23 protein-coding genes and 1 pseudogene are annotated in these 26,309 nt (G+C 67.6%); 10 read left to right on the forward strand and 14 right to left on the reverse strand.

The genetic code is table 11. From position 1 onward, the window contains the following. Positions 1-11 precede the first annotated feature (11 nt). A complete protein-coding gene (locus FBY30_RS03235) occupies positions 12-1,808 on the forward strand; it encodes a thiamine pyrophosphate-dependent enzyme (RefSeq protein ID WP_235009321.1) in 1,797 nt (598 codons plus the stop codon). A gap of 103 nt (positions 1,809-1,911) precedes the next feature. Here the strand turns inward: FBY30_RS03235 and FBY30_RS03240 are convergent, their stop codons facing one another. Next, complete coding sequence (locus FBY30_RS03240) at positions 1,912-2,691, reverse strand: SDR family NAD(P)-dependent oxidoreductase (protein ID WP_142131214.1); 780 nt, start codon at positions 2,689-2,691, stop codon at positions 1,912-1,914. Between the two features lie 96 nt (positions 2,692-2,787). Beyond that, on the reverse strand, positions 2,788-3,135 hold the full coding sequence (locus FBY30_RS03245; protein ID WP_142131215.1) for a hypothetical protein: 348 nt from the start codon (positions 3,133-3,135) through the stop codon (positions 2,788-2,790). 213 nt (positions 3,136-3,348) lie between these two features. On the opposite strand from FBY30_RS03245, the gene FBY30_RS03250 reads away from it, so the two are divergent. After that, positions 3,349-3,558 carry a hypothetical protein gene (locus tag FBY30_RS03250; protein WP_142134864.1) on the forward strand — a complete coding sequence of 70 codons (210 nt, stop codon included), beginning with the start codon at positions 3,349-3,351 and terminating at the stop codon, positions 3,556-3,558. Between the two features lie 149 nt (positions 3,559-3,707). Here FBY30_RS03250 and FBY30_RS21155 read toward each other — a convergent pair whose 3' ends face one another. Then, entirely contained in the window at positions 3,708-3,965 is a 258-nt protein-coding gene (locus FBY30_RS21155; RefSeq protein WP_327437022.1) for a hypothetical protein, read from the reverse strand. Between FBY30_RS21155 and FBY30_RS21160 the strand changes: the two genes are divergently transcribed. Further along, on the forward strand, positions 3,958-4,371 hold the full coding sequence (locus FBY30_RS21160) for a DUF4232 domain-containing protein (protein WP_142134866.1): 414 nt from the start codon (positions 3,958-3,960) through the stop codon (positions 4,369-4,371). The two genes, FBY30_RS21155 and FBY30_RS21160, sit on opposite strands and share 8 nt — an antisense overlap. Before the next feature lie 131 nt (positions 4,372-4,502). Here FBY30_RS21160 and FBY30_RS03265 read toward each other — a convergent pair whose 3' ends face one another. Further along, complete coding sequence (locus FBY30_RS03265; RefSeq protein ID WP_142131216.1) at positions 4,503-4,976, reverse strand: DUF4383 domain-containing protein; 474 nt, start codon at positions 4,974-4,976, stop codon at positions 4,503-4,505. Positions 4,977-5,166: 190 nt separating this feature from the next. Between FBY30_RS03265 and FBY30_RS03270 the strand changes: the two genes are divergently transcribed. The 3 genes from FBY30_RS03270 to FBY30_RS03280 all read left to right on the forward strand — a co-directional run bounded on the left by FBY30_RS03270 (position 5,167) and on the right by FBY30_RS03280 (position 12,798). Next, positions 5,167-6,723, forward strand: a complete 1,557-nt coding sequence (locus FBY30_RS03270; RefSeq protein ID WP_142131217.1) for an FAD-dependent oxidoreductase — start codon at positions 5,167-5,169, stop codon at positions 6,721-6,723. A gap of 113 nt (positions 6,724-6,836) precedes the next feature. Beyond that, positions 6,837-11,975 carry an Lhr family ATP-dependent helicase gene (locus tag FBY30_RS03275; protein ID WP_442858294.1) on the forward strand — a complete coding sequence of 1,713 codons (5,139 nt, stop codon included), beginning with the start codon at positions 6,837-6,839 and terminating at the stop codon, positions 11,973-11,975. Continuing rightward, entirely contained in the window at positions 11,968-12,798 is an 831-nt protein-coding gene (locus tag FBY30_RS03280) for an Fpg/Nei family DNA glycosylase (protein WP_142131219.1), read from the forward strand. The genes FBY30_RS03275 and FBY30_RS03280 overlap by 8 nt, the downstream gene beginning before the upstream one ends. Before the next feature lie 21 nt (positions 12,799-12,819). Here FBY30_RS03280 and yczE read toward each other — a convergent pair whose 3' ends face one another. Further along, positions 12,820-13,440 (reverse strand): membrane protein YczE, encoded by a 621-nt coding sequence (yczE, locus tag FBY30_RS03285; RefSeq protein ID WP_142131220.1) that lies wholly within the window; start codon positions 13,438-13,440, stop codon positions 12,820-12,822. 60 nt (positions 13,441-13,500) lie between these two features. Here yczE and yczR point away from each other — a divergent pair, with 60 nt between their 5' ends. Beyond that, positions 13,501-15,024 carry a MocR-like transcription factor YczR gene (yczR, locus tag FBY30_RS03290; protein WP_142131221.1) on the forward strand — a complete coding sequence of 508 codons (1,524 nt, stop codon included), beginning with the start codon at positions 13,501-13,503 and terminating at the stop codon, positions 15,022-15,024. A 100-nt stretch (positions 15,025-15,124) separates the two neighbouring features. Here yczR and FBY30_RS03295 read toward each other — a convergent pair whose 3' ends face one another. Both FBY30_RS03295 and FBY30_RS03300 read right to left on the reverse strand, forming a co-directional pair. Continuing rightward, positions 15,125-15,817 (reverse strand): SRPBCC family protein, encoded by a 693-nt coding sequence (locus FBY30_RS03295; protein ID WP_142131222.1) that lies wholly within the window; start codon positions 15,815-15,817, stop codon positions 15,125-15,127. Then, the gene (locus tag FBY30_RS03300) at positions 15,810-16,448 is read right to left on the reverse strand and encodes a winged helix-turn-helix domain-containing protein (RefSeq protein ID WP_142131223.1); all 639 of its coding nucleotides are present in this window, start codon (positions 16,446-16,448) and stop codon (positions 15,810-15,812) included. Before FBY30_RS03300 ends, FBY30_RS03295 begins: the two co-directional genes overlap by 8 nt. A gap of 109 nt (positions 16,449-16,557) precedes the next feature. Here FBY30_RS03300 and FBY30_RS03305 point away from each other — a divergent pair, with 109 nt between their 5' ends. Next, on the forward strand, positions 16,558-17,526 hold the full coding sequence (locus tag FBY30_RS03305) for an RluA family pseudouridine synthase (protein ID WP_142134870.1): 969 nt from the start codon (positions 16,558-16,560) through the stop codon (positions 17,524-17,526). An 8-nt stretch (positions 17,527-17,534) separates the two neighbouring features. Here FBY30_RS03305 and FBY30_RS03310 read toward each other — a convergent pair. Next, a pseudogene (locus FBY30_RS03310) lies at positions 17,535-18,058 on the reverse strand (O-acetyl-ADP-ribose deacetylase). Between FBY30_RS03310 and FBY30_RS03315 the strand changes: the two are divergent. Then, positions 18,057-18,716, forward strand: coding sequence for a DedA family protein (locus tag FBY30_RS03315; RefSeq protein ID WP_235009322.1), 660 nt, complete (start codon positions 18,057-18,059; stop codon positions 18,714-18,716). The pseudogene FBY30_RS03310 and the gene FBY30_RS03315 overlap by 2 nt on opposite strands. Here the strand turns inward: FBY30_RS03315 and FBY30_RS03320 are convergent. The 4 genes from FBY30_RS03320 to FBY30_RS03335 all read right to left on the reverse strand — a co-directional run bounded on the left by FBY30_RS03320 (position 18,713) and on the right by FBY30_RS03335 (position 23,267). After that, positions 18,713-19,018 carry a hypothetical protein gene (locus FBY30_RS03320; protein ID WP_141158180.1) on the reverse strand — a complete coding sequence of 102 codons (306 nt, stop codon included), beginning with the start codon at positions 19,016-19,018 and terminating at the stop codon, positions 18,713-18,715. The two genes, FBY30_RS03315 and FBY30_RS03320, sit on opposite strands and share 4 nt — an antisense overlap. Positions 19,019-19,112: 94 nt before the next feature. After that, complete coding sequence (gene ppc / locus FBY30_RS03325) at positions 19,113-21,920, reverse strand: phosphoenolpyruvate carboxylase (protein ID WP_142131224.1); 2,808 nt, start codon at positions 21,918-21,920, stop codon at positions 19,113-19,115. Between the two features lie 79 nt (positions 21,921-21,999). Continuing rightward, the gene (locus FBY30_RS03330) at positions 22,000-22,572 is read right to left on the reverse strand and encodes a hypothetical protein (protein WP_142131225.1); all 573 of its coding nucleotides are present in this window, start codon (positions 22,570-22,572) and stop codon (positions 22,000-22,002) included. 8 nt (positions 22,573-22,580) lie between these two features. After that, entirely contained in the window at positions 22,581-23,267 is a 687-nt protein-coding gene (locus FBY30_RS03335; RefSeq protein WP_142131226.1) for an NADPH-dependent F420 reductase, read from the reverse strand. A gap of 103 nt (positions 23,268-23,370) precedes the next feature. On the opposite strand from FBY30_RS03335, the gene FBY30_RS03340 reads away from it, so the two are divergent. Then, a complete protein-coding gene (locus FBY30_RS03340) occupies positions 23,371-24,219 on the forward strand; it encodes a DUF1684 domain-containing protein (protein WP_142131227.1) in 849 nt (282 codons plus the stop codon). Positions 24,220-24,228: 9 nt separating this feature from the next. On the opposite strand, the gene FBY30_RS03345 is transcribed toward FBY30_RS03340, so the two are convergent. Continuing rightward, complete coding sequence (locus FBY30_RS03345) at positions 24,229-25,434, reverse strand: acyl-CoA dehydrogenase family protein (protein ID WP_142131228.1); 1,206 nt, start codon at positions 25,432-25,434, stop codon at positions 24,229-24,231. Continuing rightward, positions 25,431-26,225 (reverse strand): 3-hydroxyacyl-CoA dehydrogenase, encoded by a 795-nt coding sequence (locus FBY30_RS03350; protein WP_142131229.1) that lies wholly within the window; start codon positions 26,223-26,225, stop codon positions 25,431-25,433. The genes FBY30_RS03345 and FBY30_RS03350 overlap by 4 nt, the downstream gene beginning before the upstream one ends. Positions 26,226-26,309: the final 84 nt, after the last annotated feature.

A 26,309-nucleotide genomic window follows, 5' to 3' on the forward strand; every position in this document is an offset into this window, starting at 1 on the left:
AAGGAATTCCCATGCCCAGCAACCCCAATGACGAGGTTGATTTCCGCCGCACGGTTGACGTTCTTGACGGCGGCCGCGCACACGCGCCCAAGACCGCACTGCCCACCGGGGACAAGGGCAACCAGGGGAACCACACTCCCCGGCTCCGCCCGCATCCAACGGACCATGTGCAGCCCCAGCCCAAGTCCGCCGGGCATGTGATTGTCGATTCACTGGCGGCCCACGGCATTGAACGCACCTACGTGGTTCCCGGCGAGAGCTTCCTTGACGTGCTGGACGGACTGCACAATTCGGACATCGAGACCATCGTCTGCCGGCACGAGGGCGGGGCGGCCTACATGGCCGAGGCAGACGGCAAGATGCAGCAACGTCCGGGCGTGGCGATGGTCACCCGGGGACCGGGAGCAGCGAACGCCCACGTCGGCCTGCACACCGCATGGCAGGATTCCACGCCCCTGCTGCTCTTCGTGGGCCTGATCCCGTTTGCCCACCGGGACCGGGAAGCATTCCAGGAATTCGACATCAAGTCGTGGTTCGATACCGGTGCGAAGCGCGTCATGGTCCTGGACCATGCGGAGCGGGCCTCGGAAATCGTGGCCGAAGCCATGTTCGCGGCCATGAGCGGCCGGCCCGGGCCTGTGGTGGTCGGCCTGCCTGAGGACGTCCTTCGGCAGCACATCAACCCCACGCTGCACCCCGTAATTCCTGTGGCGGCCGGCGGCATGGGCGGCAGCGATTCTGCGGCGCTGAAGGCTGCCCTGGCCGGGTCCAGCAAGCCGCTCTTCGTCACGGGCGGCAATGACTGGACGCAGGAAGCGGCAGATCAGCTCACCGCCTGGCTGGAGCGGCACAACATCCCCGCCGCGGCCGAATGGCGTACGCAGGGGACGGTCTCCTTTGATTCACCGTCCTATGTGGGGCCCATCGGCTACGGACGTCCCCGCCCCACCTACGACCTGCTGGAGGAAACCGACCTCCTGGTGTTTGTGGGCACGGTGCCCGGAGACGTGATCACTGACGGGTTTGTGTGCCGGCAGGACTGGGACAAGAAGAACTTCCTGGTGACGGTGGACCCCTCCCTGCGGGGCCGGTCCGGCCCCGTTTCCCGCCAAATCCTGGCCAAACCGGAAGCCTTTGTCCGGGACCTTGAGGAGATCCGCCTGCCGGTCAAGGATGAGTGGAAGGCCTGGACCACAAGGATGCGCGCCGAGCAGGAGAAGTTTGCAGCCCTCCCCCCGGCCGCGCCGGCTCCCGGCAGGGCGCGGATGGACACCCTGATGGCCAACCTCGTACCCCGCCTTTCGGAGGACTCTGTGGTGACTTTCGGGGCCGGTGAACACACCAACTGGGCCCACCGGTATTTCCCCACCCGCCGCTACGCCTCCATGCTCAGCGCCCGCAACGGCTCCATGGGGTACTCCGTCCCGTCCGCCATCGCCGCATCGCTGGCCGATCCGGCCCGCCGCGTGGTCACCATCGCGGGGGATGGCGAGTTCCTCATGAACGGGCAGGAACTGGCAACTGCCGCCCAGTACGGCGCCACCCCGCTGGTGGTAGTGATGGACAACCGGGAATACGGCACCATCCGGACGCACCAGGAGCGCCACTACCCGCAACGGATTTCCGGCACGCAGCTGAAAAACCCGAATTTCGCGCTGATGGCCAAGGCTTTCGGTGGTTTCGGCATCACCGTCACGGCGGACTGGGAGGTCCCCGCTGCCCTGAACGCCGCCATGGAGGCAATCGACAGGGACGGCGTGTTCGCGCTGATCCACCTTCTGGTGGAGCAGCGGGTCAAGGCATATTAGGGCGCCCACTGCGCCGGGAACAAGCCATGGGTGACAGGACGACGGCGGGTCCTCCCGCCGTCGTCCGCCTGCCTTAACTGCCCGTCACCAGCGCCGGCACGGGCTACAGCGCCGACCACCCGCCGTCGGAAGCAAGGATGGCGCCGTTGACGTTGGTGCCGTCGTCGCTGAGCAGGAACGTGATCGACGCCGCGAGCTGGGCAGCCGTGGCGGGTGCGGGGATGTTGGCCTGCATCAGCGGGCCCAGCCGTTCGGCGGCCAGCTGCGACCCCCAGGTGGCCACGATGTTGGTGATGGTGGCGCCGGGTGCCACGGCGTTGAAGCGCAGCCCCTTGGGTCCGTACATCACCGCCGAATTCCTGGTCAGCCCATTCACTGCGTGCTTGGAGGCGGTGTAGGCCGCCCCGGCTGCTGAGCCCCGCAGGCCGGCTTCGGAGGAGACGTTGACGACAGAGCCAGCCCCGGCCTCGAGCATCAGCGGCAGCACTGCGCGGGTCAGCCGCATCAGGGCGGTGACGTTGATGCGGAAGACGCGCTCCCAGATCTCGTCATCCACCTCGTGGATCGGGGCGAAGTTGTCCATGATGCCGGCAACGTTCGCCAGCGCATCAACCCGACCCCCCGCGGCGCCAACCACCGCTGCCACCGTTTCCTCCGTGGAGATGTCCCCCGCCACCGGGACCAGGTCAAGTCCGGCATTCTGCTCCACGAGCTCGTCCAGCCGCTCCTTGCTGACGTCGGAGGCAATTACCCGCCCGCCTTCCTTGGCCACCCGCAGCGCCGTTGCCTTCCCGATGCCGGAGCCTGCGCCGGTGACGATGACGGTCTTTCCTGCGAAACGGCCCTGCGTGACCGCTTCCTGCCATGAGGCCTCATTGCCCATGATTTTCCTTTCAAAGTACAAGCGGAATGCCCACGCCTGGGGGCGGTGAAGGGCGGCATCCCGGGGATGCCGCCCTTCCTTTTTGCGTTTGAAGCGCTAGAGCCGGTCCGTGCGGTCCTCGCCACCCTTGTGGCCCGCCCCACGCAGGTTTTCCTGGACCTTGCCGAACAGGTCCTTGATGGTGGACTCCGCATTGGAAATGACGTCCACGGGAACGAAGACCTCATGGGTCACCGGCAGGTCGTATTCATCTTTCAAGTGCGTGCCGTTTCCAACCCCCGTCAGGGACAGGTAGACCATCGCCTCTGTCCGGGCAATGCCGGCGAGCTTGCCGAACACGACGGTGAACTCATTCGGCCGGAAACTGATGGTCTGCCCGATGTGGCTGCGGCCCAGTTCACCCGCGGGAACGGCCTTCTCCGACTGGCTTCCGGTGTAGTCCATGAACTTCTCCTTCGATCGCCAACACGTACGGAGGCAGTCTAACCCTGGCCCCTTCGCGCCGTCACAGGCACTGCTGGAGCCGTGCACAAAGGCTGGCACACCGCCGTGGCCATTCCTCCATTGAGCAGGGCAGGGGCGCACCTGTGTGATGGCATCACCGGGCGGCAACGGCTGCCCCGGCCATACCCGTTCAAAGGAAAAACCGTGACTTCAATGACGAGCCGCGTAAAGAGCCCTGTCCGTTGGGACACCGTCGAGACCGGTGATGCAGTGGAACTGAGGAGTAATGGACGCATCGTTTTCAGCGGTCTGGTGGATGCCAGGACCGACGACGGCGACGTGGTCTGGGTGACTGCTCCCGTGGGCGGCCGGCGCCTGTTCCACATCGCAGACGGCTTCGACCTGGCAGGGGTGCCGGCATGACGGACTGCCCCGAGGACTGCCACTACTGCACGGGGCCCGAGACCGATTGAAGGGCCCGGATCATCACGATCCGGGCATCAAATTGCCGCTACCGCATGTGGCATCGTTGACGCGGGCAACAGCTACAGCGAAGGTGGTGCCATGAGGTCTCAGAAAATTTCCCAGGGGTTGGTTATGACGACGGCGGCCGCAACGGCAGCACTGTTGCTCACCGCGTGCGGTCCAAGCCAGCCGCAGTCCCAGACGACGACGTCGCCCTCGCCTTCGCCTTCGGGCAGTGGGCAGGCGAGCCAGTCCGCCACGCCGTCGGCCAGCACGCCGCCTCCGGCATCTTCGGCGCCGGCCACGTCCACGCCGTCCTCCCCGGCTCCCAGCACCACTGCCGCCGGCGCCCCCGGCCTGTGCAAGGCCGCCGGCCTCACCGCCGCCACGGACGCTTCCGGCGGCGGCGCCGCGGGCAGCGTCTACATGAAGCTGAACCTCACCAACAAAGGCTCCGAGCCCTGCATCCTCAGGGGCTTCCCCGGCGTTTCCCTGGTGGCGGACGCCGCCGGCGAACCGATCGGTGCCCCGGCAACGCGGGACGACTCCGCCGGCGTCGTCGACGTCCTGCTGGCTCCCGGCCAGACAGGCACCGCGGTGCTGCGCTACACACAGGCCCGTAACTACCAGGGCTGCTCACCCGTGGATGCCGCCGGCTACCGGATCTACCCGCCCGAGGACACCGACTCGCTGTTCATCCCGCAGCCCACGACGGCCTGCAGCAACGCAGACATCGCCCTGCTCTCCATCGGAGCGTTCCAGCCCGCCTGACCCGGCGGCCACTCCCCGAACAGCGAAAGGCGGCCCGGCAATCAAGCCGGGCCGCCTTCGCTGGTCCTGGGCCGCCGTCGGAGGTTTCACCCCGACGGCGGCCCTGTTCAGTTATTCACGCTGCGTTATGGCTACCGGGCTGCCGTGCTGGTGCGGCCTGCACGCGCCGTCCCACGGGACAGGGCCACGCCCAGCCCGATCATGGCGACTCCGAGGACGAAGTGCAGCCAGTTGTCAGCACTGTTGACCGGCACGAAGTTGGCTCCGCTGTCCTGGCCGATGAGCAGGCCGTAGAGCCACAGCACCAGGTAGATGGCGCCGCCGACCACCAGGTAGTTCCTGGAGGCTGCCGCGCTGCGCGCCATAGCGACGCCAGCGATGCCGAACAGCAGGTGCACGATGTTATGCAGGATCGATACCTGGAAAATGCCCAGCAGCAGGGCCCCGGATCCGTGTCCGGCGAAGCCCAGGGAGTCGTAGTTGGAAGTGATGCCGGGGATGAACCCCAGAATCCCCACCAGGAGGAAGACCACGCCTACGGCAAGGGTGGCTTTTTGGATGTTGGTCCGGCCTACGGTGCGACCGCCGGAATTCATGGTTGTCATGATTTCTCCTGCTTGTGTCGTTGGTGCATTTCTGGCTGCCGGTGATGCATGACCAAAGTGCTCGACCGTAGACTTAAACCCCGACATCGTAAGTATACTTATCAAATCCGCCGCGGATAGCAGGGGTCCATAACGGACCCATCACAAACTGGCCTGTAGAGGCCTTGGACCGGAGGCAGGTTGGACTGGCATGACGTCAATTTGGCTGGACCGCAGGGAGCCCTTTACATCTGATCCTTTTGAGCCGGACACCAAGTACGACACGGTGGTGGCGGGCGCAGGCCTGACCGGGTTGGTCACAGCCCTGCTGCTGGCCCGGTCCGGGCAGGATGTGCTGGTACTGGAGGCACGGCACCCCGGCGCCGTAACCACCGGCAACACCACGGCCAAAGTAACACTGCTGCAGGGAACCTTCCTGTCCCAGCTTGCCCGCCAGTACTCCCGGAAACAGGTGCAGGCTTACGTTGACGGAAACCGGGAAGGGCAGGCATGGCTGCTCCGCTACCTCGAGGAACAGAACGTGCCCTTCCAGCGCCGGGATGCCTACACCTACGCCGCCTCCGCCCAGGGCACCGAAAAGCTGCGCGAAGAGATTGGCGCCGCCACCACCGCCGGGCTGGACGTGGACTACGTGCGTGACGCCGGCCTGCCCTTTCCGGTCCACGGTGCCGTGCGCATGCGGAACCAGGCCCAGATCAACCCGCTGGACGTCCTTGACGCACTGGTGGCAGACATCCGCAGCCGGGGCGGACGCATCGTCAGCGGCGTGCGCCTCCGCGACGTCACCGGGGATTCCCCCTCCGCCGTCCGCACCAACCGGGGCAGCGTGAGGGCGGACAGGGTGGTCCTGGCCACCGGCATCCCCGTCCTGGACCGCGGCCTCTATTTCGCCAAGCTGAAGCCAAGCCGCTCCTATGCCGCCGCACTTCAACTGCAGGAGGACCAGGCACCTCCGCCGGGCATGTATATCTCCGTTGAGCAGCCCACCCACTCCCTCCGGGACTACGAAGTGGACGGCAGGAACCTGCTGCTGGTGGGCGGCCACGGCCACCAGGTAGGCCGCACGGAGTCCGAAAAGGCCCATCTCGCGGGCCTGCTGGACTGGGCCGGGAAGCATTACCCCGGCGCCGTCACCACCCACACATGGTCGGCGCAGGACTACATGCCCACCAACCTCATGCCGTTCTTCGGCAAACTCCCCCGCGGCAAGGGCCAGATCTACTTCGGCACCGGCTACAACAAGTGGGGAATGACCAACGCCGTGGCCGCCGCACTGGGCATCTCCGCGGACATCCTGGGCGGGCAGGTGCCCTGGGCGGAAACCATCCACCACCGCATCACATCGCCGGCAGGCGCCCTCTCCGCCGTCACGCTCAACGCCGGCGTGGCTGCCAGGATGGCCACGGACTGGGGAAAGGTGACCGCCGAGGGCCGCAAGATCGACGGCCTGAAACGCGGCACGGACCAGGCCCACGCACCTGCGGTGGCCGGTCCGTCCGCGGCCGCTGCCCCGCCGGAAGGGCAAGGCAAGGTTTACCGGGACGGCAACCGCCCGGTGGCAGTGTCCACCGTGGACGGAACCACGTGCCGGCTGTCCGCAGTCTGCACCCATATGGGCGGGATCCTGCACTGGAACGACAACGAGCGGTCGTGGGACTGCCCGCTGCACGGCTCCCGGTTCACAAACGAGGGCCGGTTGCTCGAAGGCCCCGCCACCAAAGACCTGCCGGAGGCCGGAACTGCCTGAGCAGGGTGGAGTTGAATGGGGCGCAGTTGACTGTCGGTGGCTTGGGGCATGATGGAGGCATGAACCAGGAACAGCGTCCTGCCGGCAGCAGTGCTTCCGGTGCGGCTGCACCCATGGGCCAGTTCAGCCGGCCCACCCGGGAGTGGTTCCTGGGCGCGTTTTCCGAACCAACACCTGCGCAGGCAGGAGCCTGGAACGCCATTTCCTCGGGGTCGCATGCGCTGGTGGTGGCCCCCACGGGCTCCGGCAAAACCCTTGCCGCCTTCCTTTGGGCACTGGACCGGCTCTTGGCATCTGCCCCCGAAGCCCCTGAATCCGTAGCGGCTGAGACGCCCGCGAAGGGAAGGCGGACCCGCGCGCCCAAGCGCAAGACCCGGGTCCTTTACATTTCGCCCCTGAAGGCTTTGGGCGTGGACGTGGAACGCAACCTGCGGTCCCCCCTGATCGGCATCACCCAGACAGCCAAGCGGCTGGGGCTTCCGGCGCCGCTGATCACGGTGGGGGTCCGGTCCGGGGATACGCCCGCTGCGGACCGGCGTGCCCTTTTGAGCAACCCGCCGGACATCCTCATCACCACCCCCGAGTCCCTGTTCCTCATGCTCACCTCCAAGGCCCGGGAGACCCTTACCGAGGTGGACACCATCATCATCGACGAGGTCCACGCCGTGGCCGGGACCAAGCGCGGCGCCCACCTTGCGGTATCCCTGGAACGGTTGGACGCGCTGCTGCCCAAACCCGCACAGCGCATCGGGCTTTCCGCCACGGTGGAACCCAAGGAGCTCGTGGCCCAGTTCCTTGCCGGTTCGGCTCCGGTGGAGATTGTGGCACCGCCCGCCAGGAAGAACTGGGACCTTACGGTCTCCGTACCCGTGGAGGATATGTCTGACCTGCAGGGCGCAGCGGGAGCATTCGATTCCGGGCCGGCCTCCGGGCTCCAGCCGCAGGCATCGATCTGGCCGCATGTGGAAGAGAAGATCGTAGACCTGGTGCTGGCCAACCAGTCCACCATTGTCTTCGCCAACTCCCGGCGCCTGGCCGAGCGCTTGACGGCCCGGCTCAACGAAATCTATGCGGAGCGCCAGCTGGTTGCGGTGGGCGGCGGGTGGGACGATCCCGCCCCGGAAGGGCACGCGGGTGCGTCCGGAAGCCGGGAGGCATCGGCGTCCGGCACTCCCGCATCAACCGCCACGCCCGCGCACATGATGGCCCAGGCCGGAAGCACCGCCGGTGCGGACCCTGTCCTGGCCCGCGCCCACCACGGCTCCGTCTCCAAGGACCAGCGCGCCCTCATCGAGGACGACCTCAAATCCGGGCGGCTGCGCTGCGTGGTGGCCACGTCGTCCCTCGAGCTCGGCATCGACATGGGAGCAGTGGACCTGGTGGTGCAGGTGGAGTCGCCGCCTTCGGTGGCCAGCGGCCTGCAGCGCGTGGGCCGGGCCGGGCACCAGGTGGGCGAGATTTCCCAGGGCGTCCTTTTCCCCAAGCACCGGGCGGACCTGGTCCACACCGCCATCACCGTGGAGCGGATGCTGGACGGCAAGATTGAGCGCCTGAGCATCCCGGCCAACCCACTGGACATCCTGGCCCAGCAGACCGTGGCCGCCACCGCCCTGGGCAGCATCGATGTGGAGGAGTGGTTCAGCACCGTCCGGCGTTCAGCGCCGTTCGCTTCCCTTCCCCGTTCGGCGTTCGAGGCCACCCTGGACCTGCTCGCCGGCCGCTACCCCTCCGATGAGTTCGCCGAGCTGCGGCCCAGGATCATCTGGGACCGCAATGCCGGAACCATCGAAGGCCGGCCCGGCGCCCAGCGCCTGGCCGTCACGTCCGGCGGCACCATCCCGGACCGCGGCCTGTTCGGCGTCTACATCATCGGCACCGAGCAGGAAGGGGCGGCTTCCCCTGCCGAGGACGGAAAACCTGCGCGCGCCCCGAAAGGCGGCCGGCGCGTGGGCGAGCTGGACGAAGAGATGGTCTACGAGTCCAGGGTGGGCGACGTCTTTGCCCTGGGTGCCACCAGCTGGAAGATCGAGGACATTACGCACGACCGCGTCCTGGTCTCCCCCGCTTTTGGGCAGCCCGGCAAACTTCCGTTCTGGAAGGGCGATTCGCTGGGGCGGCCGGTGGACCTGGGCCGGGCCCTGGGCGCGTTTGTCCGCGAGCTGTCGGCCTCCGACGCCGGCCCTGCCGCCGAGCGCTGCAAGGCCAGCGGGCTGGACGACTTCGCGGCGAACAACCTTATCCAGTACCTCACCGAGCAAAAACAGGCCACAGAGGTAGTCCCCAGCGACACCACCCTCGTCGTGGAGCGGTTCCACGACGAACTGGGCGACTGGCGCGTGATCCTGCACAGCCCCTTCGGCATGCCGGTGCACGCGCCGTGGGCACTGGCCGTGGGGCAGCGGCTCCACCAGCGCTACGGGCTGGACGGCTCGGCAATGGCGGCCGACGACGGCATCGTGCTACGGGTACCCATGATGGAGGACGAACCGCCGGGTGCTGAACTATTCCTCTTCGATCCGGAGGAACTGGAGCAGATCGTCACTGCCGAGGTTGGCGCCAGCGCCTTGTTCGCGTCGCGGTTCCGCGAATGTGCCGCCCGCGCGCTCCTGCTGCCCCGGCAGACCCCCGGCAAGCGGCAGCCGCTGTGGCAGCAACGCCAGCGGTCAGCCCAGTTGCTGGATGTGGCCCGGAAGTACCCCACATTCCCCATCGTCCTGGAAACAGTGCGTGAATGCCTCCAGGACGTCTACGACCTGCCGGCGTTGAAGGACATCGCTGCATCCGTGGAACGGCGGGAACTACGGATCCTGCAGACCACCACCCAGCAGCCTTCACCGTTCGCCAAGTCCCTGCTCTTCGGCTACGTGGCCCAGTTCCTCTACGAGGGCGATTCCCCACTCGCGGAACGGCGGGCAGCCGCCCTGGCGCTGGACTCCACCCTCCTGAACGAACTCCTGGGGCGGGTGGAACTGCGCGAACTCCTGGATGCAAAGGTCATCGAGGCCACCGAGCGCGAGTTGCAGCGCTTGGCACCGGACCGCAGGGCACGTGGGATGGAAGGCGTCGCGGACCTCTTGCGGCTGCTGGGTCCGCTGGCGCCCGAAGAAACCGCGGCACGGCTGCAGGGCGCGGCTGGGGCTGATCAGGAAACTACCACGCCGGGGCCGGCCGGAAGCGCGGCCACTGCAACTCCGGAGCCGCCGAGTGAAAGCGGCGGCCCGGGGCAGGTTGAAGCGGAGCCTGGACCCATGCCCGCAGCCACCGTGGCAGAAGCGGCAGCACATCTCGCGGCGCTGCAGCGAGCCAACCGCGCCATTAAGGTCAACATCGGCGGGGTTGAGCGTTTCGCCGCCGTGGAGGATGCAGCGCGCCTTCGGGATGCCATCGGTGTGCCGCTGCCCATGGGTGTGCCGTTGGCTTTCATTGAACCGGTTGCCGATCCCCTGGGTGACCTTGTCTCCCGCTACGCACGGACGCATGGGCCCTTTACTGCCGCCGAAGCAGCCACCCGGCTCGGCCTGGGCGTGGCCGTGGTGGGAACCGCGCTGAAACGGCTGGCAGCGGACGGCCGAGTGGTGGAGGGCGAATTCCGGCCCCATGTCACCTCGACGGCAGGCACACTTGCTGAACCAGCGGTGGATGAAGCCGCACTCCCTGAAGCAGCGCCGGCGGAAGCAGGCGCGCTTGAAGCCGCCCAGCTGGAAGCCGGCCATCCTGCCACCGCCCCGGGCACTCATGAACCAGCACAGCCAACTGGCGACGTGGCTCCGCCGCCCGCTGAAGCACACGCGCCGGAGGTGCCCCACTCCATCGCCAGCGAATGGTGTGACGCCGAGGTGCTGCGCAAGCTCCGCCGTCGTTCGCTGGCTGCCCTGCGCGCGGAAGTGGAGCCAGTGGATGCCGCCGCCTACGGACGCTTCCTGCCCGCGTGGCAGCACGTCAGGACGCCCGGCGGTGGCCGCGGCCAGCCCTCGCTGCGCGGACTGGACGGCATCATCACCGCCATCGACCAGCTCTCGGGAGTGCCCGTCCCGGCATCAGCCTGGGAACCGCTGGTGCTGGCCACCCGCGTATCCAACTACCAGCCCGCCATGCTGGACGAACTCATGGCCGCCGGTGAAGTGCTTTGGTCCGGGGCGGGCGCCCTTCCCGGCAACGACGGCTGGATCAGCCTGCATCTGGCGGATTCAGCCGAGCTGACGCTCAACCCCGCGCCCGAGTTCGAACCGGGGGATGCGGGACAACGCCTCCTGGACCACCTGCGCAACAACGGCGGCGGATACTTCTTCCGGCAACTGACGGAAGTGGCCGGCGGCATGGACGCCGTCCTGGGCGACCAGGAGGTGGTGACTGCGCTTTGGGATCTCGCATGGGCGGGGAGAATCACCGGCGACACCTTCGCCCCCGTCCGGGCCCTGATCGCCGGTGGCCACACCTCACACCGGCAGGTGGCCCGTGCCCCGCGTGCCAGGGCGCCGCGGCTTAGCCGGCTGGGCCGCTCCCATGGCACCGGCCTGATGGGGTCCCCGGGGCTGGCCGGCGGCCGGTACGGAACCCAGGGTGCCGCCACACCGCCCACCGCGGCAGGCCGCTGGTCCGCGCTCCCGGAGCCGGAACTCGATCCCACCATCCATGCCCGCGCCACCGCCGAACTCCTGCTGGACCGCTACGGCGTGGTCACCAGGGGCTCGGTCATGGCGGAACAGATCCTGGGCGGCTTCGGGCTCATGTACAAGGTGCTCGCGCGGCTCGAGGAAGCAGGCCGGTGCCGCCGGGGCTACTTCATCGAGCACCTGGGCGCCGCCCAGTTCGCGGTTCCCGCCACCGTGGACCGGCTCCGCTCCTACTCGGAGGACACCCAGCTGGCAAAAGCCGAACCCGTGGCCCTGGCCCTCGCCGCCACCGATCCCGCCAACCCCTATGGCGCCGCCTTGCCCTGGCCGGCCCTGCAGCAGGACGCCGGCACGGGCCACCGGCCGGGCCGCAAAGCGGGGGCCCTGGTGGTGCTGGTGGACGGTGCGCTGGTGCTCTACGTGGAGCGCGGCGGAAAGACCCTCCTGGCGTTCAGCGAGGACGACGCCGTGCTGGCGGCAGCTGGTACTGCGCTGGTGGGGGTGGTAACCCGCGGGGCGGTGGACAAGCTGATCATGGAGAAGGTGAACGGTCACGACCTCCTGGACACCCCTGTCGCTGCTGCCCTGAGCTCCGCCGGCGCCTACTCCACCCCGAAGGGACTGAGAATCCGTGCCTGAGGGCGATTCCGTTTGGCGGGCGGCCCACCAACTGCACGACGCACTGGCCGGACAGACACTGCTTGCCTCCGACTTCCGCGTGCCCCGGTTCGCCACACTGAACCTTGCCGGCTGGACCGTGGACGAAGTTGTCCCCCGCGGCAAGCATCTTCTGATGCGGGTGGTCAGCCCGGAGGACAAAAGACTCACCATCCACTCACACTTGAAGATGGAAGGCGCGTGGCAGGTCTATCCGCCCGGCGGAAGGTGGCGCAAACCGGGCTTCACCGCCCGGTGCGTGCTGCGCACGGCAGCGGCAGACGCCGTCGGCTTTTCGCTTGGCATTGTGGAAGTGGTGGCAACAGCCAACGAAGACTCCATCGTCGGATTCCTCGGCCCGGACCTCCTGGGCCCGGACTGGGACCTGGACGAGGCTGAACGCCGCATCCGCGCCCGTCCCGAAGTCCCCATCGGAGTAGCCCTGCTGGACCAGCGGAACCTCGCCGGCATCGGCAACATCTACCGCTGCGAAGCGTGCTTCCTGTCAGGGGTGCATCCCGCCACGCCTGTGGCCGAGGTGGCCGACGTCCGGACCATGATGACCGACGCCAAGCAGCTCCTGGAGGTCAACCTTGGACCCGGCCGCCGCGTCACCATCCTCAACTCACGGGGCATGCCGGTGGGCAGGATGGCCGGCAGGCCCGGCTACTGGGTCTATGGCCGGGAGCGCCAGCCGTGCCTCAAATGCCGCACACCCATCCGGCGTGGGCTCCTGGGCAAGCCGAACGGCGAGGAGGAGCGGGACATCTACTTCTGCCCGAAATGCCAGCCGGCGCCTACCTGACGTCCCGCGTTCAGGCAGGCGTCAACAGTTCGCGGTGCTGCTTTCAGTGCTGGATATCCGCGGCGCGGCAGCCACCGTGAAACGCGGCAGCAGCACGTGCACCAAGGGACCGATGGCCAGGGCGTAGACCACAGTGCCCACGCCCACCGAACCGCCCAGCAGCCAGCCGGCCGCCAGCACTGTCACCTCAATGAGGGTGCGTGACACCCTGACAGTCCATCCGGTCCGGCGGGCCAGGCCGGTCATGAGACCGTCGCGGGCGCCCGGCCCAAAACCGGCGCCGATGTAGCAGGCTGAGGCTATGGCATTCATCAGCACTGCGCCGGCGAGGAGCACAATCTGCAGGGCCAGGTGGGACACCGGCGGCAGCAGCGCCAGTCCGATGTCCGCGAAGACCCCCACGAGGATGGCGTTACACAGTGTTCCGAAGCCGGGCATCTGCCGCAGCGGGATCCAGAGCAGCAACACCAGGAAACTCACGATGATGACCACCAGGCCGATGCTCAGCCCGGACCGGTTGGCCAGTCCCTGGTGGAAGACGTCCCAGGGATCCAGGCCCAGTCCGGCACGGATGAACATGGCCAGGGAAATGCCGTACAGGGCGAGGCCGGTGAAGAGCTGGATCAGTCTGCGGGTCATCATGGAATCATGTTCGCAGCCAACTGGCATTCAATTACATATCCAGTCTGAAATACTGGCTACATGGCTGCCGCGCTTACTGCCCTTGCTTTGTCCCGCCTCCTTGGCCCTTGGAACACCGGAACCGGCCCGGCCTACCGTGAACTGGCCGACGTGCTGCGGTTGCTCATCCTGGATGGGCGGATCCCACTCGACACGGCCCTGCCCAGCGAGCGTTCCCTTTGCGCCGCGATCGCAGTCAGCCGAACCACCGTCACCGCGGCCTACGCCAGCCTGCGGGAGCAAGGATTCCTCAGCAGCGGGCAAGGCAGCCGCGGCAGGACCCGCATCCCTGAACTGACTCCCTTCGGCCCGGCACTCTTCGGGCCTGCCCCCTCTGGCCCCCAGCCGCCGTCGGCCGGCCCTTTGGCGCCAGGGCTGACGGCGCCCGGACTCACTGCACCTGGACTGGCCGCGCCCGGAGGACTCATCGATCTTGCATACTCCGCGCTCCCCGCGAGCGGCGAGGTGGTGCACCGGGCCTTCGCCGCGGCCCTGACGGAACTACCTGCCCTGCTCCCAGGTTTTGGGTACGACGCCTTGGGGCTGCTGCCGTTGCGCCAGGCCGTGGCGGACCGGTATTCGGCGGCCGGAGTGCCAACGCAGCCCGGCCAGGTCATGGTGACGTCGGGTGCCCAGCACGCCCTCACCATCATCATCCGCACCCTGACGGACCGGCAGGACCGGGTCCTCGTGGAACATCCCAGCTACCCCCACGCACTTGATGCCATCCGCTCCGCCCGGTGCCGCCCGGTCCCGGTGGCCTTCACAGAGTCCGGCTGGGACCTGCCCGCACTGGAATCCACCATCGCGCAACAACAGCCAAAGCTTGCCTACGTGGTCCCGGACTTCCACAACCCCACGGGCATGATCATGCCTGACGCCCAGCGCCGCCGGCTGGCGCGCGCGGCCGCCGCGGCCGGAACCGTGCTGGTGGCAGATGAGACGCTTCGCGACCTCAACCTCGACGGCGTTGCCACTACTCCCCTCGCCGGGTTCAGCAGCACTGTTGTGTCCATCGGGTCGCTGAGCAAATCCCACTGGGGCGGCCTGCGCACCGGCTGGATCCGGGCATCGGAACCAATGATCCAGCGCTTCGCCGCCGCCCGCACCACCTTGGACCTCGGCGGGCCCGTGATGGAGCAACTGGCGGCAGCCCACCTGGTCCGGGCACTGGAGGAGCCACTGCCCGCGCTGCTGCAGACGCTTCGCCGCAACCGGTCCGCACTGCTCGGCTTCCTTGCCGAGCACCTGCCGACATGGCAGGTGGCACCTCCGCCGGGCGGCCTCTCTGTGTGGTGCCGGCTGCCCGGACCCATCAGCACGGCCCTGACCGTACTCGCACCGGACTTTGGCCTCAGGCTGGCAGCCGGTCCACGCTTCGGGATCGGCGGCGCCTTCGAACGCAACCTGCGGCTGCCCTTCACGCTCCCGCCGGACAAACTGGAGACCGCGGTCCTGGCGCTGCGGGCCGCCCAGGACAAACTCGACGCGGTACCCCAGCTCCGGCGGTCTCTGACCCAGGCGCCCGCCGTCGCCATCGCCTGACCGGCGGCCAACGAAACCGCCGGACGCGTGCCACACCCCTGAAAAGATACGGCGGGCGGGCACCGTTCCGGCGATTCGGGCGCGAAACGGAAGGGGACCCCTACCCGTACACCCGCTCCAGCAAGCCGCCCCACGCCTTGGCAGTTGCCTCGGAATCACCCGCGCCGCTGAAGTCGTGCACCGTCATGCCCACGGGGGCACCCCACGCGTTGCGGCCGAAGAACCGGTACAGCGCGTCAGCGGTGCGAATGCCCAGGAAGTGCTCGTTGGAAAAGTCCACCTCGCCCTCAAGCCGGCCGACGCTGTCGAGTTCCACTTCAACCCGCGCCCCCTGCCCCACGGAACCGGCACCCAGGGCTTCGCGCAGCCGGCTGAACCCGCCCGGCTCCTGGGAGGCCGCAGGGGCCTGGATATCGGTGAACACCACGGGCCGCCCGTCAAAGTACTGCAGGTACTGGCCCAGCGTGTGCAGGTAGAACTCTGTGTGGCGGCTGGCGCCGTCGTACTGCTGGTCCCAGTTGTCGGCGAAGATGCCGCTGTGGACGTAGTGGAGCCGCGCGCGGCCGCCCTCCAGCGGCTCCAGCACATGCTCTAGCTGGTTGACCCAGCCGTCCGGGCCGTCCATCCGGGACACCAGATGGCGGGGGTACTCCTCCACGGTCTTGACGTCCGGCCACTGGTCCGTGGGAAACATCCACGCCGGCGTCCCGTTGGTGACCGCTTCCCAGACCCGCTCGGGAGTGCCGGGAAGTTCAGTGTCGTAGACGATTTCGAAGTCTCGGTTCTCAGTCATTGTCCTGTTCCTTTTGTGAAGGGGTCTGATCGGAAGTTTGGAGTGCCGGTTCTTTGAGGGCAGGGTGCAGCGCCACGACGAGCCGGTGCCTCCGCCCCTGGGGCGCTGCCCCGCCGTCGTGGTACTTATCCACCAGCCGCGTGACCTCCACGCCGAGCTCCTCGGCGAAAGCGGCACGGTCAGCGGCGCTGCGGAAGGTTATGTCGCCGTCGATGGCGAATGTGGCCAGCTTTTGCCTGGCAGCGGCGGCGCCGGCAATAAGCTTGCCCACCTCCTGGACCATCCGTCCCGCCAGCGCCAGCAGCCAGAAGGCGGAGAAGCGGTCCGCAAACCGCCGCGGGTCGGGGGACACCGCGGCAAGCGCGGTGGGTGAGATGAGGTAGGACGCCGCCGTGGCCTGTACTACCCGCTCCGTCACGTTGCCCTTCCGGCGCTCCTCAACGAGCTCAACCAGCCCGTGCCGCTCCAGGGCCTTGAGGTGGTAGTTCACTTTCTGCCGCGGCAGGCCCAGGCGGACCGCCAGCTGCGTGGCTGAGCCCGGCTGGACCAGCTCGCGCAGGATCTGCGTGCGGATGGGGTCAAGGGATGCCTCGGCCGCGGCCGGGTCCTCGATGATTGCAATGTCCTGCATGCCATAAGTCTGGCAACCGACAAGTTTTTTTGTCAAGAACTTTTTTATGGTCGGACGGAGGGACTGCGTCAGGATGGCGCCGCTCCTGCGCCGGTAGAATGGACCGGTGATGCAATCCCCCCTTCCCGTGCGCGACGGCGTCAACGCCACTCGCCTGCGCCTCCCGGACGAGGGGCCGTGGGACACCGCGATGGATTACATGATGCACCGCTGGGGCCACATCGATCCGCAGGGCATCGAGGACAGGTTTGACGCCGGCGAGATCGTGGGCGAGGGCGGCATCCCGCTGAGCCGGCACACCAAGCTGGAGGACCACACCTTCATCTGGTACTACCGGACCCTGCCACCGGAGACGCGCCTTCCGGTGGAGCTCAGCATCCTGCACCAGGACGAGCACTTGCTGGTGGTGGACAAGCCGCACTTCCTGCCCACCACGCCGGGCGGCACCTACATCCAGGAATCGGCCCTGGTGCGGCTGCGGAACCAGCTGGACCTGCCGGACCTAATCCCCATGCACCGGCTGGACCGCATGACTGCAGGTGTCCTGCTCTTCTCGACCAATCCTGAAACGCGCGGCAAGTACCAGGTGCTGTTCGAGAAACGGCAGGTGCAGAAAGAGTACGAGTGCGTGTCCGCCGCCGAGCCCTCGCCAGGGTATCCCGCCGTCGAGTTTCCCGTGGTGGTCCGCAACCGGATGACCAAATCCCGCAGCTACCTCCTGGCCGAGGTCATCGACGGTGAGCCGAACGCTGAAACCAGGATTGAGCGGCTGGAAACGTTCGACGGCGGCACGGCCCCAGGTGCCGACGGCACCGCTGGCGCCAGGCGCCTCGCCAGATACCGGCTGGAGCCGCACACCGGCAAGACCCACCAGCTGCGCGTCCACATGGCCTCACTGGGGCTGGGGATTGTGAACGACGCCTTCTACCCGGACCTGCTGGACAAGGCCCCGGACGACTACACCAAGCCGCTCCAGCTCCTGGCCCGCGGCATCCGGTTCGTGGACCCGATCTCGGGGAAGCCTGTGGAGTACCGCAGCAGCCTGGAGCTCAGCGAAGCGGTCCGGGCACGGCGTTAGCACCGGCCTTAGGCACCGAGCACGTCCCTGAACACAGCTTCGACCTCGGTGGTGTGCAGCACGAACTCCACGAGTTCCAGTCCGCTGTCCGGATGCAGGGATTGGAACCCCGCCACCGCGTCCACCGCCGCCTGCGCCACGGCCGCCGCGCTCCACCCATAGGCACCGGCTCCCACCGCGGGGAAGGCCATGTCCTCGGCGCCCAACGTATCGGCCAGCCGTAGGCTTTCGCTGAAGCAGGACACCAGGAGCGCGCGGTTGGTCTGGCCGGCGTGCCGGTTGGGCCCCACGGTGTGGACCACCCAGCGGGCCGGCAACCGGAATGCGGGGGTTGCCACGGCGGCTCCGGTCTGGAGCCCGTGCGGCAAGGCGCTTTTCCGCAGTTCCCGGATGCCGCCAACAACTCCGGCCCCGCGGCCCGGTGCAGCGCCCCGTCCACTCCCCCGCCGCCGAGCAGCGACGCATTGGCGGCGTTCACCACCACGTCCACCCGCCGCTGCGTAATGTCGCCCTGCAGAACAGAGATCCGCATGCCGCCAGTTTCCCAAGTGCGGTACCTTGTGGCAATGGACTTCGGCGGCATCGACAGCTGGGGAGCGACCTTCTATTTGTGGGTCATCCCGATGGTGATCGGCGACGCCATTTTTCCGCCCATCCCGTCCGAAATGGTGGTGATTACCGGCGGCGCGCTGTCCGCGGACGGCCGGGCCAATGTGTTCCTGGTGCTGGTGCTCGCAGCCCTGGCGTCCTGGCTGGGCGACATGGTGGTCTTCCATCTCTTCCGGCGCCGCCTCAGCCATGTGCTGGACCGCTGGAAGTGGGGCCGGCGCGTCCATGCCGGTATCCATTCGGCCCTGGCCAAGGCGGGGCGGTCCTCCACCTACGGGACCATCATCGGCGCCCGCTTCATCCCCGGCGGCCGGCTTGCCACCTCGGCAGCCTCAGGCGTGGCGAACGTTTCGGTCCGCGGCTTCAGTCTGTGCGCGGGCCTGGGGGCAGTCCTGTGGGCCTGCTGGCTGGTGGGGCTTGGCTACTTTACCGGCTCAACCACCAAGCTGCCGTTCTGGGCCAGCTCCCTCATCGGCGTGGCGGTGGGCCTGGTGATCGGCGCCGTCGTGGGCATCATCGTCACCCGCCGGCGGGGCACCCGTTCCCCGGTCGAGGAGGAGCCGATCCCCGACGCAGGCTAGACGGGCAGCCACTTGCCGCGGCTGCGCCGCAGCACGCTCAGTGAACCCGTCAGCGCAACGCGTTCGACGGCGTCGCGCATCATTGCTGCCGATTCCACCGCCTGGCGGTTCTCGCCGCTGTATTCGCTCGCCTCCACGAGGAAGCGCAGGTTCAGCTGCGGCACGCCTCCGGCGATCTGGAGCTGGTGCGCTTCCACGTGGTGCCGGGTGCCAAGCGCCTCCACGGCCGCGTCCATGACGGACTCAGGCGGATTGCCCGGCCGGAGCCCGGTGATCTTGAGGCGGGTCTGGAAGGAAGGCATGCCCTCCACCCTATCCAAACGCCCGGATGCTCTATCACTTATGGTCCCTAAGAGCGCCTGTTAGGGACCATAAGTGATAGAGCAACAGGAGAGATTAGCCGGTGTTGCGGAGGCCGGCAGCCACGCCGTTGACCGTGATCAGCATGGCCCGCTGGAGGCGCTCGTCGAGCTCGGCCCCGCTGATGTCAGCCTCGGTGCGGATGCGGCGCAGGAGTTCCACCTGGAGGTAGCTGATGGGATCCAGGTACTGGTCGCGGATCTCCAGGGAGCGCTTCAGCGTGGGCTGGGCGTCCAGGAGGACATTCTCGCCGGTGAGCTTCTGGATCTCCGCCACCGTCAACTCGTACTCCTCACGGATGGTCCGGAACAGGTGGTGCAGTTCCTCGGGAACCAGCGTTGAGACGTAGTAGCCGGCGATGTCCATGTCCGTTTTGGCCAGGGTCATTTCCACGTTGGACAGCACGGAGCGGAAGAAGTGCCAGTGGTCCATCATTTCCACCAACTGGGCGGAATGTCCGGCCTCACGTGCCGCTTTGAGGCCTGAACCCACGCCGAACCAGCCGGGGACGATCTGCCGGGACTGGGTCCAGCCGAAAACCCACGGGATGGCACGGAGGCCGCCCAGTCCGGCCCCCGAATCGGGGCGCTTGGAGGGGCGGGACCCGATGTTCAGGGAGCCCAGCTGCTCCACGGGGGTGGAGGCCATGAAGTAGGCAGGCAGGTCCGGGTGGTCGATGAGCTTCCGGTACCGGTCAAAGGCGGCGTCCGAGATGGCCTCCATGACGTGCCCGTAGCGCTCGCGCTGGTCCTCGGAGGTGCGCGGGTCGCGGTGCAGGGCCGAGCCCTGCAGCACCGCGGCCAGCGACAGTTCCAGGTTTTCCCGGGCAAGCTCCGGCAGGGAGTACTTGTCGGAGATGACCTCACCCTGTTCGGTGAACTTGATCTCGCCTTCCAGGACGCCGTTGGGCTGGGCCAGGATAGCATCGTAGGTTGGCCCGCCGCCGCGGCCCACCGAACCGCCGCGGCCGTGGAACAGGCGGACGCGGACACCGTGCTTGGCGGCGACATCACGCAGCTTGCGCTGGGTTTTGTGGATCTCCCACTGGCTGGTCATCACGCCGGATTCCTTGTTGGAGTCCGAGTAGCCCAGCATGACTTCCTGGATGTCGCCCCGCAGCCGCACCAGTTCACGGTAGGAGGGGTCGGACAGGAGCTGGTCGATGATCTCGGCGGAGGCCCGCAGTTCCTCCACGGTCTCCAGCAGCGGCGCGAAACCGAGCTTGGCGTAGGGCTTGTCACCGAAGAGGTTGATCAGCCCGGCCTCTCGGGCCAGCACGGCCGCGGCAAGGACGTCATCGGCGCCGCGGGTCATCGAGATGATGTAGGTCTCGATAACGTCCGGGCCGTACATGCGCAGCGCCCGGCGTATCTCGCGGAAGACGTCGTAGGTGCCGTCCGCGGCGCCGTCGAGCTTGATCGGGTGGCCGGACAGCGGGCGGCGGGAAGCCAGCTCGGAGCCGAGCACCTCGAAGCGTTCTTCCCGGCTGAGTTCGGCGTAGCGCAGCCCCGGACCGCCGATCCGGTCCATCAGCTGCCCCACAGCGTCGTGGTGGTGGTCCGCATGTTCGCGGATGTCCAGGGTGGCCAGGTGCAGGCCGAAGGAGGCGATGGCCCGGCGGACCCGGGCCAGGGAGCCGTCCGCGGCGAGGGCTGCGGAGTGGTTGCGGAGCGACAGCTCCAGCAGGTGCAGGTCCGCCAGGAGTTCATCGGTCCCGCTGTAGTCGCGGCCGTGCTCGTGGTTGGAGTTCACGGCAACCCGCTTGCCGGTATTGATGAGCTTGGCCTTGATGCAGGTGAGCTTGAGCCTGTAGGGCTCCTGGGCGTTCAGCTCCAGGACTCGCTTGTCCAGGCCGGGCAGCTTCTTCAGGTCCTCGTCAATGGAGGTGAGCAACGCTTCGTCCGCGCCTGCGAGTGCCGTGGAATTGGAGAGGATGGAGATCAGCTCGTCGATCATCCCGATGCTGATCCGGATGGCGCTCTGGTTCTGGATCTGCAGGATCTCGCGGGTAACGGCGGCGGTGACGTTCGGGTTGCCGTCGCGGTCACCGCCGATCCAGGAGCCAAAGCGGATGGGGGCGTCCTTGGAGGCGAGGGTGACGCCGTGCTCGCCGAGGAGCTCGGAGAGTTCGGACAGCATTTCGGGCATGGCGTCGGTGAGGATGCCGCCCAGGTAGTAGATGGCGTTCCGGGCCTCGTCAACCGGAGTGGGGCGGACCTGGCGCAGCTCGTCCGTCTGCCACATCTGGTCGATGATCTCGGCCAGCTGCCGGTCCTGCCGGCGCCGGGCGGTGGACCCTTCGGCGGTGGACTGGGACAGGACGTCGGAGAGCTTGCGGATCTTGTCCAGGACCGAGCGGCGGGAGGCCTCGGTGGGGTGGGCAGTGAAAATCGGGCGCACATCCAGCCCGTTGACCACCTCCTGCAGGACGTCGGGTCCGGCCTTGGCGGCGATGTCCGCCACAGTCTTGGCCAGCCAGCCGTCCTTTTCGGCGCGCGTCCGCAGTCCGCGAACGCGGTGCACCTGCTCGGCGGCGTTGGCCAGGTGGAAGTAGAACGCGAAGGCACGGACCAGGTCGGTTGCCTGCTCGATGGGCAGGGAGCCGAGGAGTTCACGGACCTGGGCAACGACGTCGTGCGCGCTCCAGGGGCCGGTGGCGTGCGCACCGCCGCGCGCCGCCTCCTTGGATTCCTTGGTCAGGAGCCGGACCTGCTCCACGAGGTCCAGGAGTTCCGGTCCGTGCTGGCGGACCAGGGATTCGCCCAACAGGGTGGAAACGCGCCGGACGTCCGCGCGCAGTTCGGAGGCAAGATCGGTCTCGGGAGGTGTTGCAGTGTGAGCCATTGAAACAATCTTTCGAGGGGTTCGGACTTGGCTCGTACACTGCGCTGGATACTGTGAGCCACGTTACTAGCTAAAGATGCTACCCCCGCTCCTGCGCGGCAGTGGAATCCGTCTCAAAAGATGTCGTGATACCCACGTGGCGTCTGACGGCGTCGAGTTCCATCCGTAGTTTTTCCACTTCGCCCTGCCACGCAGCAGCCTCAGCCTTTCGGCGTCGTGCGCGCCTGGCCTGCACTGCCGCGGCTCCCAGCGCCACCGGCACGGAAAAGGCCAGCGCCCAACCTGCGGCCGCGAAGAAACCCAGTGCAACAGGCAGCGCGGCCTGGAAGTCGATGAAGTCGTTGACGCCGCCGGCCATTCCGGCCATGGTTCCCTCAAGGGGTTCCAGGAACTGGCCCACCACGGGAGTCCCGGAGAGCGACGGCGGGGTGAGCTTGGCCTGCCCATCCCCGCCCCAGCGCCCGTCCGCCAGGTGGTTGAGGACATAGATGCCGGCGCCGACGTTTGCTGCCATGAAGACGACGACGGCGGCGAGCGCGGCGAGGTCCGCCCGCCTTCGCCGCCACACCAGTACGCCCGTACAGGCAGCCGCGGCTGCCATCCAGGTGAGCGCCGCCAGCCACTCCCGATTCACTCCGCCAAGAATGTCCACCTCCCCATTCAACCGTGGCGGACGATCTTGAAGTTGAAATCCGGGGTGCCCAGCGCGCCGAACAGCCGCAGCCAAAGCGGCAGCACCATCTCGGCGCCGCGGGCCGTGGTGATGTCGCCGAGGTCGATGAATTCCCGGTGGCCCAGGGATTCCAGCAGGCCGGTGACAACCTTCTTGGCTTCGGCGTCGTCGCCGGAAACGAACACGGAGTGGTCTCCGTCCGCCAGCCGGCGCGGGTCCACCATCAGGCCGGCATTCATGGTGTTGAGCGTCTTCACCACCCGCGTCTCCGGGAACGAGCGCTGGATCCGTTCGCCCAGGCTTTCGGTGTTGACGGGATTCAGCACCGGCGGCATTCCCTGTGAGAAGTCGAGCGGGTTGGACACGTCCATCAGGACTTTTCCGGCCAGCCGCGCAGCGCCCGCTGCCCCCAGGGCTGCAAGGGATGCGGCGCCATTGGTGGCATTGACCACCAGCTCACTGCCACCCGCCGCGTCCGCAAAGGTGGCCAGCCGGATGTTGTTATGCCCTGCCTGCCATTCCTTGAAGGGCGGGCCGCCCATGGGATCCGGGCTGGTCCGGCCCACGGTTTCGCCGGGGTCCCGCGTGCCCAGGACCACCTCGTGGCCCAACCCGCTGAATGCTGCTGCCAGCGTGCGCCCTACAGTGCCCGAGCCAAGAACTGCGATCTTCATGGCAGCACGCGACTCTCCGCTGCAGAGGGAACAAGAGGACTTAGGGCGGAATGAACACGCCATGCATGCGGTTGTAGCGGGGGCACACGCAACGGAAGGAATCATGTCCACCACCCCAGCCGCCACAGCCCCCGCCCCAGCCGCGAAAGTGGAGCGCTGGCAGCGCTTCCGCGCCAACCGGGACAAGGCACTGGCCTCGCCCCACGGCTGGCTCACCCTCACCTCCTTCCAGTGGCTCGGGGACTCCCCCGCCGCCGTCGACCTCGCCCCGGGATTATGGTCCACCGACGCCACGGGCACGACGGCGTTCCTCGCCGCACTGCCCGAGGACGGGCTCACGCTGGTGGAGACGGGCGAAAAGGTGGATGGCACGGTGTCCGCCGTGCTGGCGGACGAGGAGTCCCTGATGTGGGTGCAGTACGGCGGCCCGGACGGGGACCAGGTGGTGGTGGAACTGGCCATGCGCGGCGGGAGGTATGCCATTCGTACCCGGGACAACGCCTCACCGGTCTTCACGGAGTTCGACGGCGTTCCCACCTACCCCTACAACCCGGACTGGGAAGTAACGGGCCGGTTTGAGCCGTACCCCGCCCCGGTGGACGTGCCGATCGGCACCGCGAACCCGTTGGTGGACGGCGTGCACCGCAGCGTGGGCGAGGTGGTCTTCTGCCTCCCCGGCAGCGACCACGAGTTCCGGCTGCAGGCGGAGGAAGAGAAGCTCGGCGCCCTGACCGTCACGTTCCATGATGAAACGAACGGGGACACCACCGACGATTGGCGGAAACTCTCGGTGCCGCGGCCCCGCCCCGACGGCTCCGTGGTCCTGGATTTCAACCGTGCCATCAACTACCCCAGCGCATTCACCCCGTACGGCACCTGCCCCATGCCGGTGAAGAACAACAGCCTGGATGTGCGGGTTGAGGCGGGCGAGAAGCAGCCGTATCCCGCCTAGCATCCGAGCTCAGGAGATGGCGGATATTCCGGTGATGGCCCGGCCCACGATCAGGGTATTGACCTCGAATGAGCCCTCGTAGGTGTAGATGGCTTCGGCATCGGCGAAGATCTTGGCCATCCGGTAGTCGGTGACGATGCCGTTTCCACCCAGGATGGAACGGCCCAGCGCCACGGTTTCCCGCATCCTGGCGCTGAGGTAGGACTTGGCCAGGGCCACCTGCGGCATGTCGGCGGCGTCCTGGTCCTGCAGCCTGGCGATCCCGGCCATCATGGACATGCTGGCCACGGCGTTGCCCAGCATGGTCACCAGCTGCTGCTGGATCAGCTGGAAACGGGCCAGCGGCCGGCCGAACTGGTGGCGTTCCACCGCGTACTGCCGGGCGACGTCGAACGCCGCCAACTGCTGGCCCACCGCCTGCCACGCCACCATGACCCGGGAGCTGCGGAGCAGTTCCTTGGTGTCCTCGAAGCTGTTGATTCCGGCAAAGCGGTCCGCTTCCGGCACCATGACGTCCCGGAACTCAATGTTCGCGTTCTGCACCGTGCGCAGGGCGATCTTGTTCTCGATCCTGCTCCGGCTGACCCCCGGCAACGTGGCGTCGACAATGAAGCCCCGGACTGCGCCGTCCGCCTCGTCCCGGGCCCACACCAGCATGTAGTCGCAAAACGTCCCGTTGCCGATCCAGCGCTTGGCGCCGTTAAGCACCCAGGCGTCGCCGCCGTCGTCCGCTTCTCCTGTTGCCGACGAAACCCGCCTGGCACGCGTCTCCATGCCGCCCGCCACGTCGGACCCGTGCATCGGTTCGGTGAGCGCGAAGGCACCGGTGGTGCGCAGCTCCGAGGCGTCAGCGAGCAGCCGCTCCTTCTGGTCGTCGCTGCCGAAGGTATGGAGGGATTCAACAAAGAGGTCGTGGTGGACCAGGAAGAAGGTGGCCAGGGACGTGTCCACCCGGGTTATTTCCGCGATGACCAGCCCGGCGAAAAGGTGGCTGTAGCCGCGGTGCACGGGGGTGCTCAGTTCCAGGGCGGCCAGCTTGGGCAGGATGTGCGCCGGAAACTCGGCCTTGTTCCACCAGTCCCCGGCGTAGGGGGCAACCTCGGCCGCCAGGAAGTCCCGGAGCTCGGCCAGCTTGTTCCGTTCGGCCTGGCCCAGCATCGATTCCACCGCGAAGAAGTCCGCGGCCGGCAATTGTGAAAGGTCTGGGGCGCTCATTTCGGTCCCATCCGGATGGCGCCGTCCAGGCGGATGGTTTCGCCGTTCAGCATGGCGTTGTCCACGATGTGCGCCACCAGGTTGGCGTATTCCTCGGGCTTGCCCAGGCGGGAGGGGTGAGGGACTTGGGCGCCGAGTGAGTCCTGCGCTTCCTGCGGCAGGCCGGCCATCATGGGCGTCTCGAAGATGCCCGGGGCGATAGTGACCACCCGGACCAGCGAGCGCGCCAGCTCCCGGGCGATGGGCAGGGTCATCGCCGCCACCGCACCCTTGGACGCGGAGTAAGCGGGCTGGCCGATCTGGCCGTCGAAGGCCGCCACGGAGGCCGTATTGATGATGACCCCGCGTTCGGGGCCGCCCACCGGGGTGGCGGCGGGTTCGGTGGCCACCATGGCTTCGGCGGCCAGCCGCAGTACGTTGAACGTGCCCACCAGGTTCACCTGGATGACGCGGCTGAACGTCTCCAGCGGCAGCACGCCGTCGCGTCCCAGCACCTTGCCCGGCGTGGCGATCCCGGCGCAGTTCACCACGATCCGAAGCGGTCCCAGCCCCGCGGCGGTCCCGACGGCGGCCCGCACGTCAGTCTCACTGGTCACGTCCGCAGGGGCGAAGACGGCGGACTGACCGGCTTCGGCGCGGCTGTTGAGTTCGTCCGCCATTGCCTGCCCGTTGGAGGACGGCAGGTCAACAAGCACTACCGATGCGCCGCCGTCGAACAATCTCCGCGCGGTGGCCGCCCCCAGCCCGGACGCACCGCCCGTCACCAGTGCGACGCTGCCTTTGATGTCCATACATCCTCCTTGATGCGTGTCCCCATGCCGCGGCGCGGCGTCGAGCAACAGTTAATGCATGTTAACTGAAATTGCGATCTCCCG

The sequence above is a fragment of the Arthrobacter sp. SLBN-83 genome (assembly GCF_006715285.1).
Lineage (GTDB): Bacteria > Actinomycetota > Actinomycetes > Actinomycetales > Micrococcaceae > Arthrobacter.

What these genes read in the sequence shown, in the direction of transcription:
- FBY30_RS03235 (WP_235009321.1), top strand. Translation starts at nt 12, where the DNA reads ATGCCCAGCAACCCCAATGACGAGGTTGATTTCCGCCGCACGGTTGAC.
- FBY30_RS03240 (WP_142131214.1), bottom strand. Translation starts at nt 2,691, where the DNA reads ATGGGCAATGAGGCCTCATGGCAGGAAGCGGTCACGCAGGGCCGTTTC.
- FBY30_RS03245 (WP_142131215.1), bottom strand. Translation starts at nt 3,135, where the DNA reads ATGGACTACACCGGAAGCCAGTCGGAGAAGGCCGTTCCCGCGGGTGAA.
- FBY30_RS03250 (WP_142134864.1), top strand. Translation starts at nt 3,349, where the DNA reads ATGACGAGCCGCGTAAAGAGCCCTGTCCGTTGGGACACCGTCGAGACC.
- FBY30_RS03265 (WP_142131216.1), bottom strand. Translation starts at nt 4,976, where the DNA reads ATGACAACCATGAATTCCGGCGGTCGCACCGTAGGCCGGACCAACATC.
- FBY30_RS03270 (WP_142131217.1), top strand. Translation starts at nt 5,167, where the DNA reads ATGACGTCAATTTGGCTGGACCGCAGGGAGCCCTTTACATCTGATCCT.
- FBY30_RS03275 (WP_442858294.1), top strand. Translation starts at nt 6,837, where the DNA reads ATGGGCCAGTTCAGCCGGCCCACCCGGGAGTGGTTCCTGGGCGCGTTT.
- yczE (WP_142131220.1), bottom strand. Translation starts at nt 13,440, where the DNA reads ATGATGACCCGCAGACTGATCCAGCTCTTCACCGGCCTCGCCCTGTAC.
- yczR (WP_142131221.1), top strand. Translation starts at nt 13,501, where the DNA reads ATGGCTGCCGCGCTTACTGCCCTTGCTTTGTCCCGCCTCCTTGGCCCT.
- FBY30_RS03295 (WP_142131222.1), bottom strand. Translation starts at nt 15,817, where the DNA reads ATGACTGAGAACCGAGACTTCGAAATCGTCTACGACACTGAACTTCCC.
- FBY30_RS03300 (WP_142131223.1), bottom strand. Translation starts at nt 16,448, where the DNA reads ATGCAGGACATTGCAATCATCGAGGACCCGGCCGCGGCCGAGGCATCC.
- FBY30_RS03305 (WP_142134870.1), top strand. Translation starts at nt 16,558, where the DNA reads ATGCAATCCCCCCTTCCCGTGCGCGACGGCGTCAACGCCACTCGCCTG.
- FBY30_RS03315 (WP_235009322.1), top strand. Translation starts at nt 18,057, where the DNA reads ATGCCGCCAGTTTCCCAAGTGCGGTACCTTGTGGCAATGGACTTCGGC.
- FBY30_RS03320 (WP_141158180.1), bottom strand. Translation starts at nt 19,018, where the DNA reads ATGCCTTCCTTCCAGACCCGCCTCAAGATCACCGGGCTCCGGCCGGGC.
- ppc (WP_142131224.1), bottom strand. Translation starts at nt 21,920, where the DNA reads ATGGCTCACACTGCAACACCTCCCGAGACCGATCTTGCCTCCGAACTG.
- FBY30_RS03335 (WP_142131226.1), bottom strand. Translation starts at nt 23,267, where the DNA reads ATGAAGATCGCAGTTCTTGGCTCGGGCACTGTAGGGCGCACGCTGGCA.
- FBY30_RS03340 (WP_142131227.1), top strand. Translation starts at nt 23,371, where the DNA reads ATGTCCACCACCCCAGCCGCCACAGCCCCCGCCCCAGCCGCGAAAGTG.
- FBY30_RS03345 (WP_142131228.1), bottom strand. Translation starts at nt 25,434, where the DNA reads ATGAGCGCCCCAGACCTTTCACAATTGCCGGCCGCGGACTTCTTCGCG.
- FBY30_RS03350 (WP_142131229.1), bottom strand. Translation starts at nt 26,225, where the DNA reads ATGGACATCAAAGGCAGCGTCGCACTGGTGACGGGCGGTGCGTCCGGG.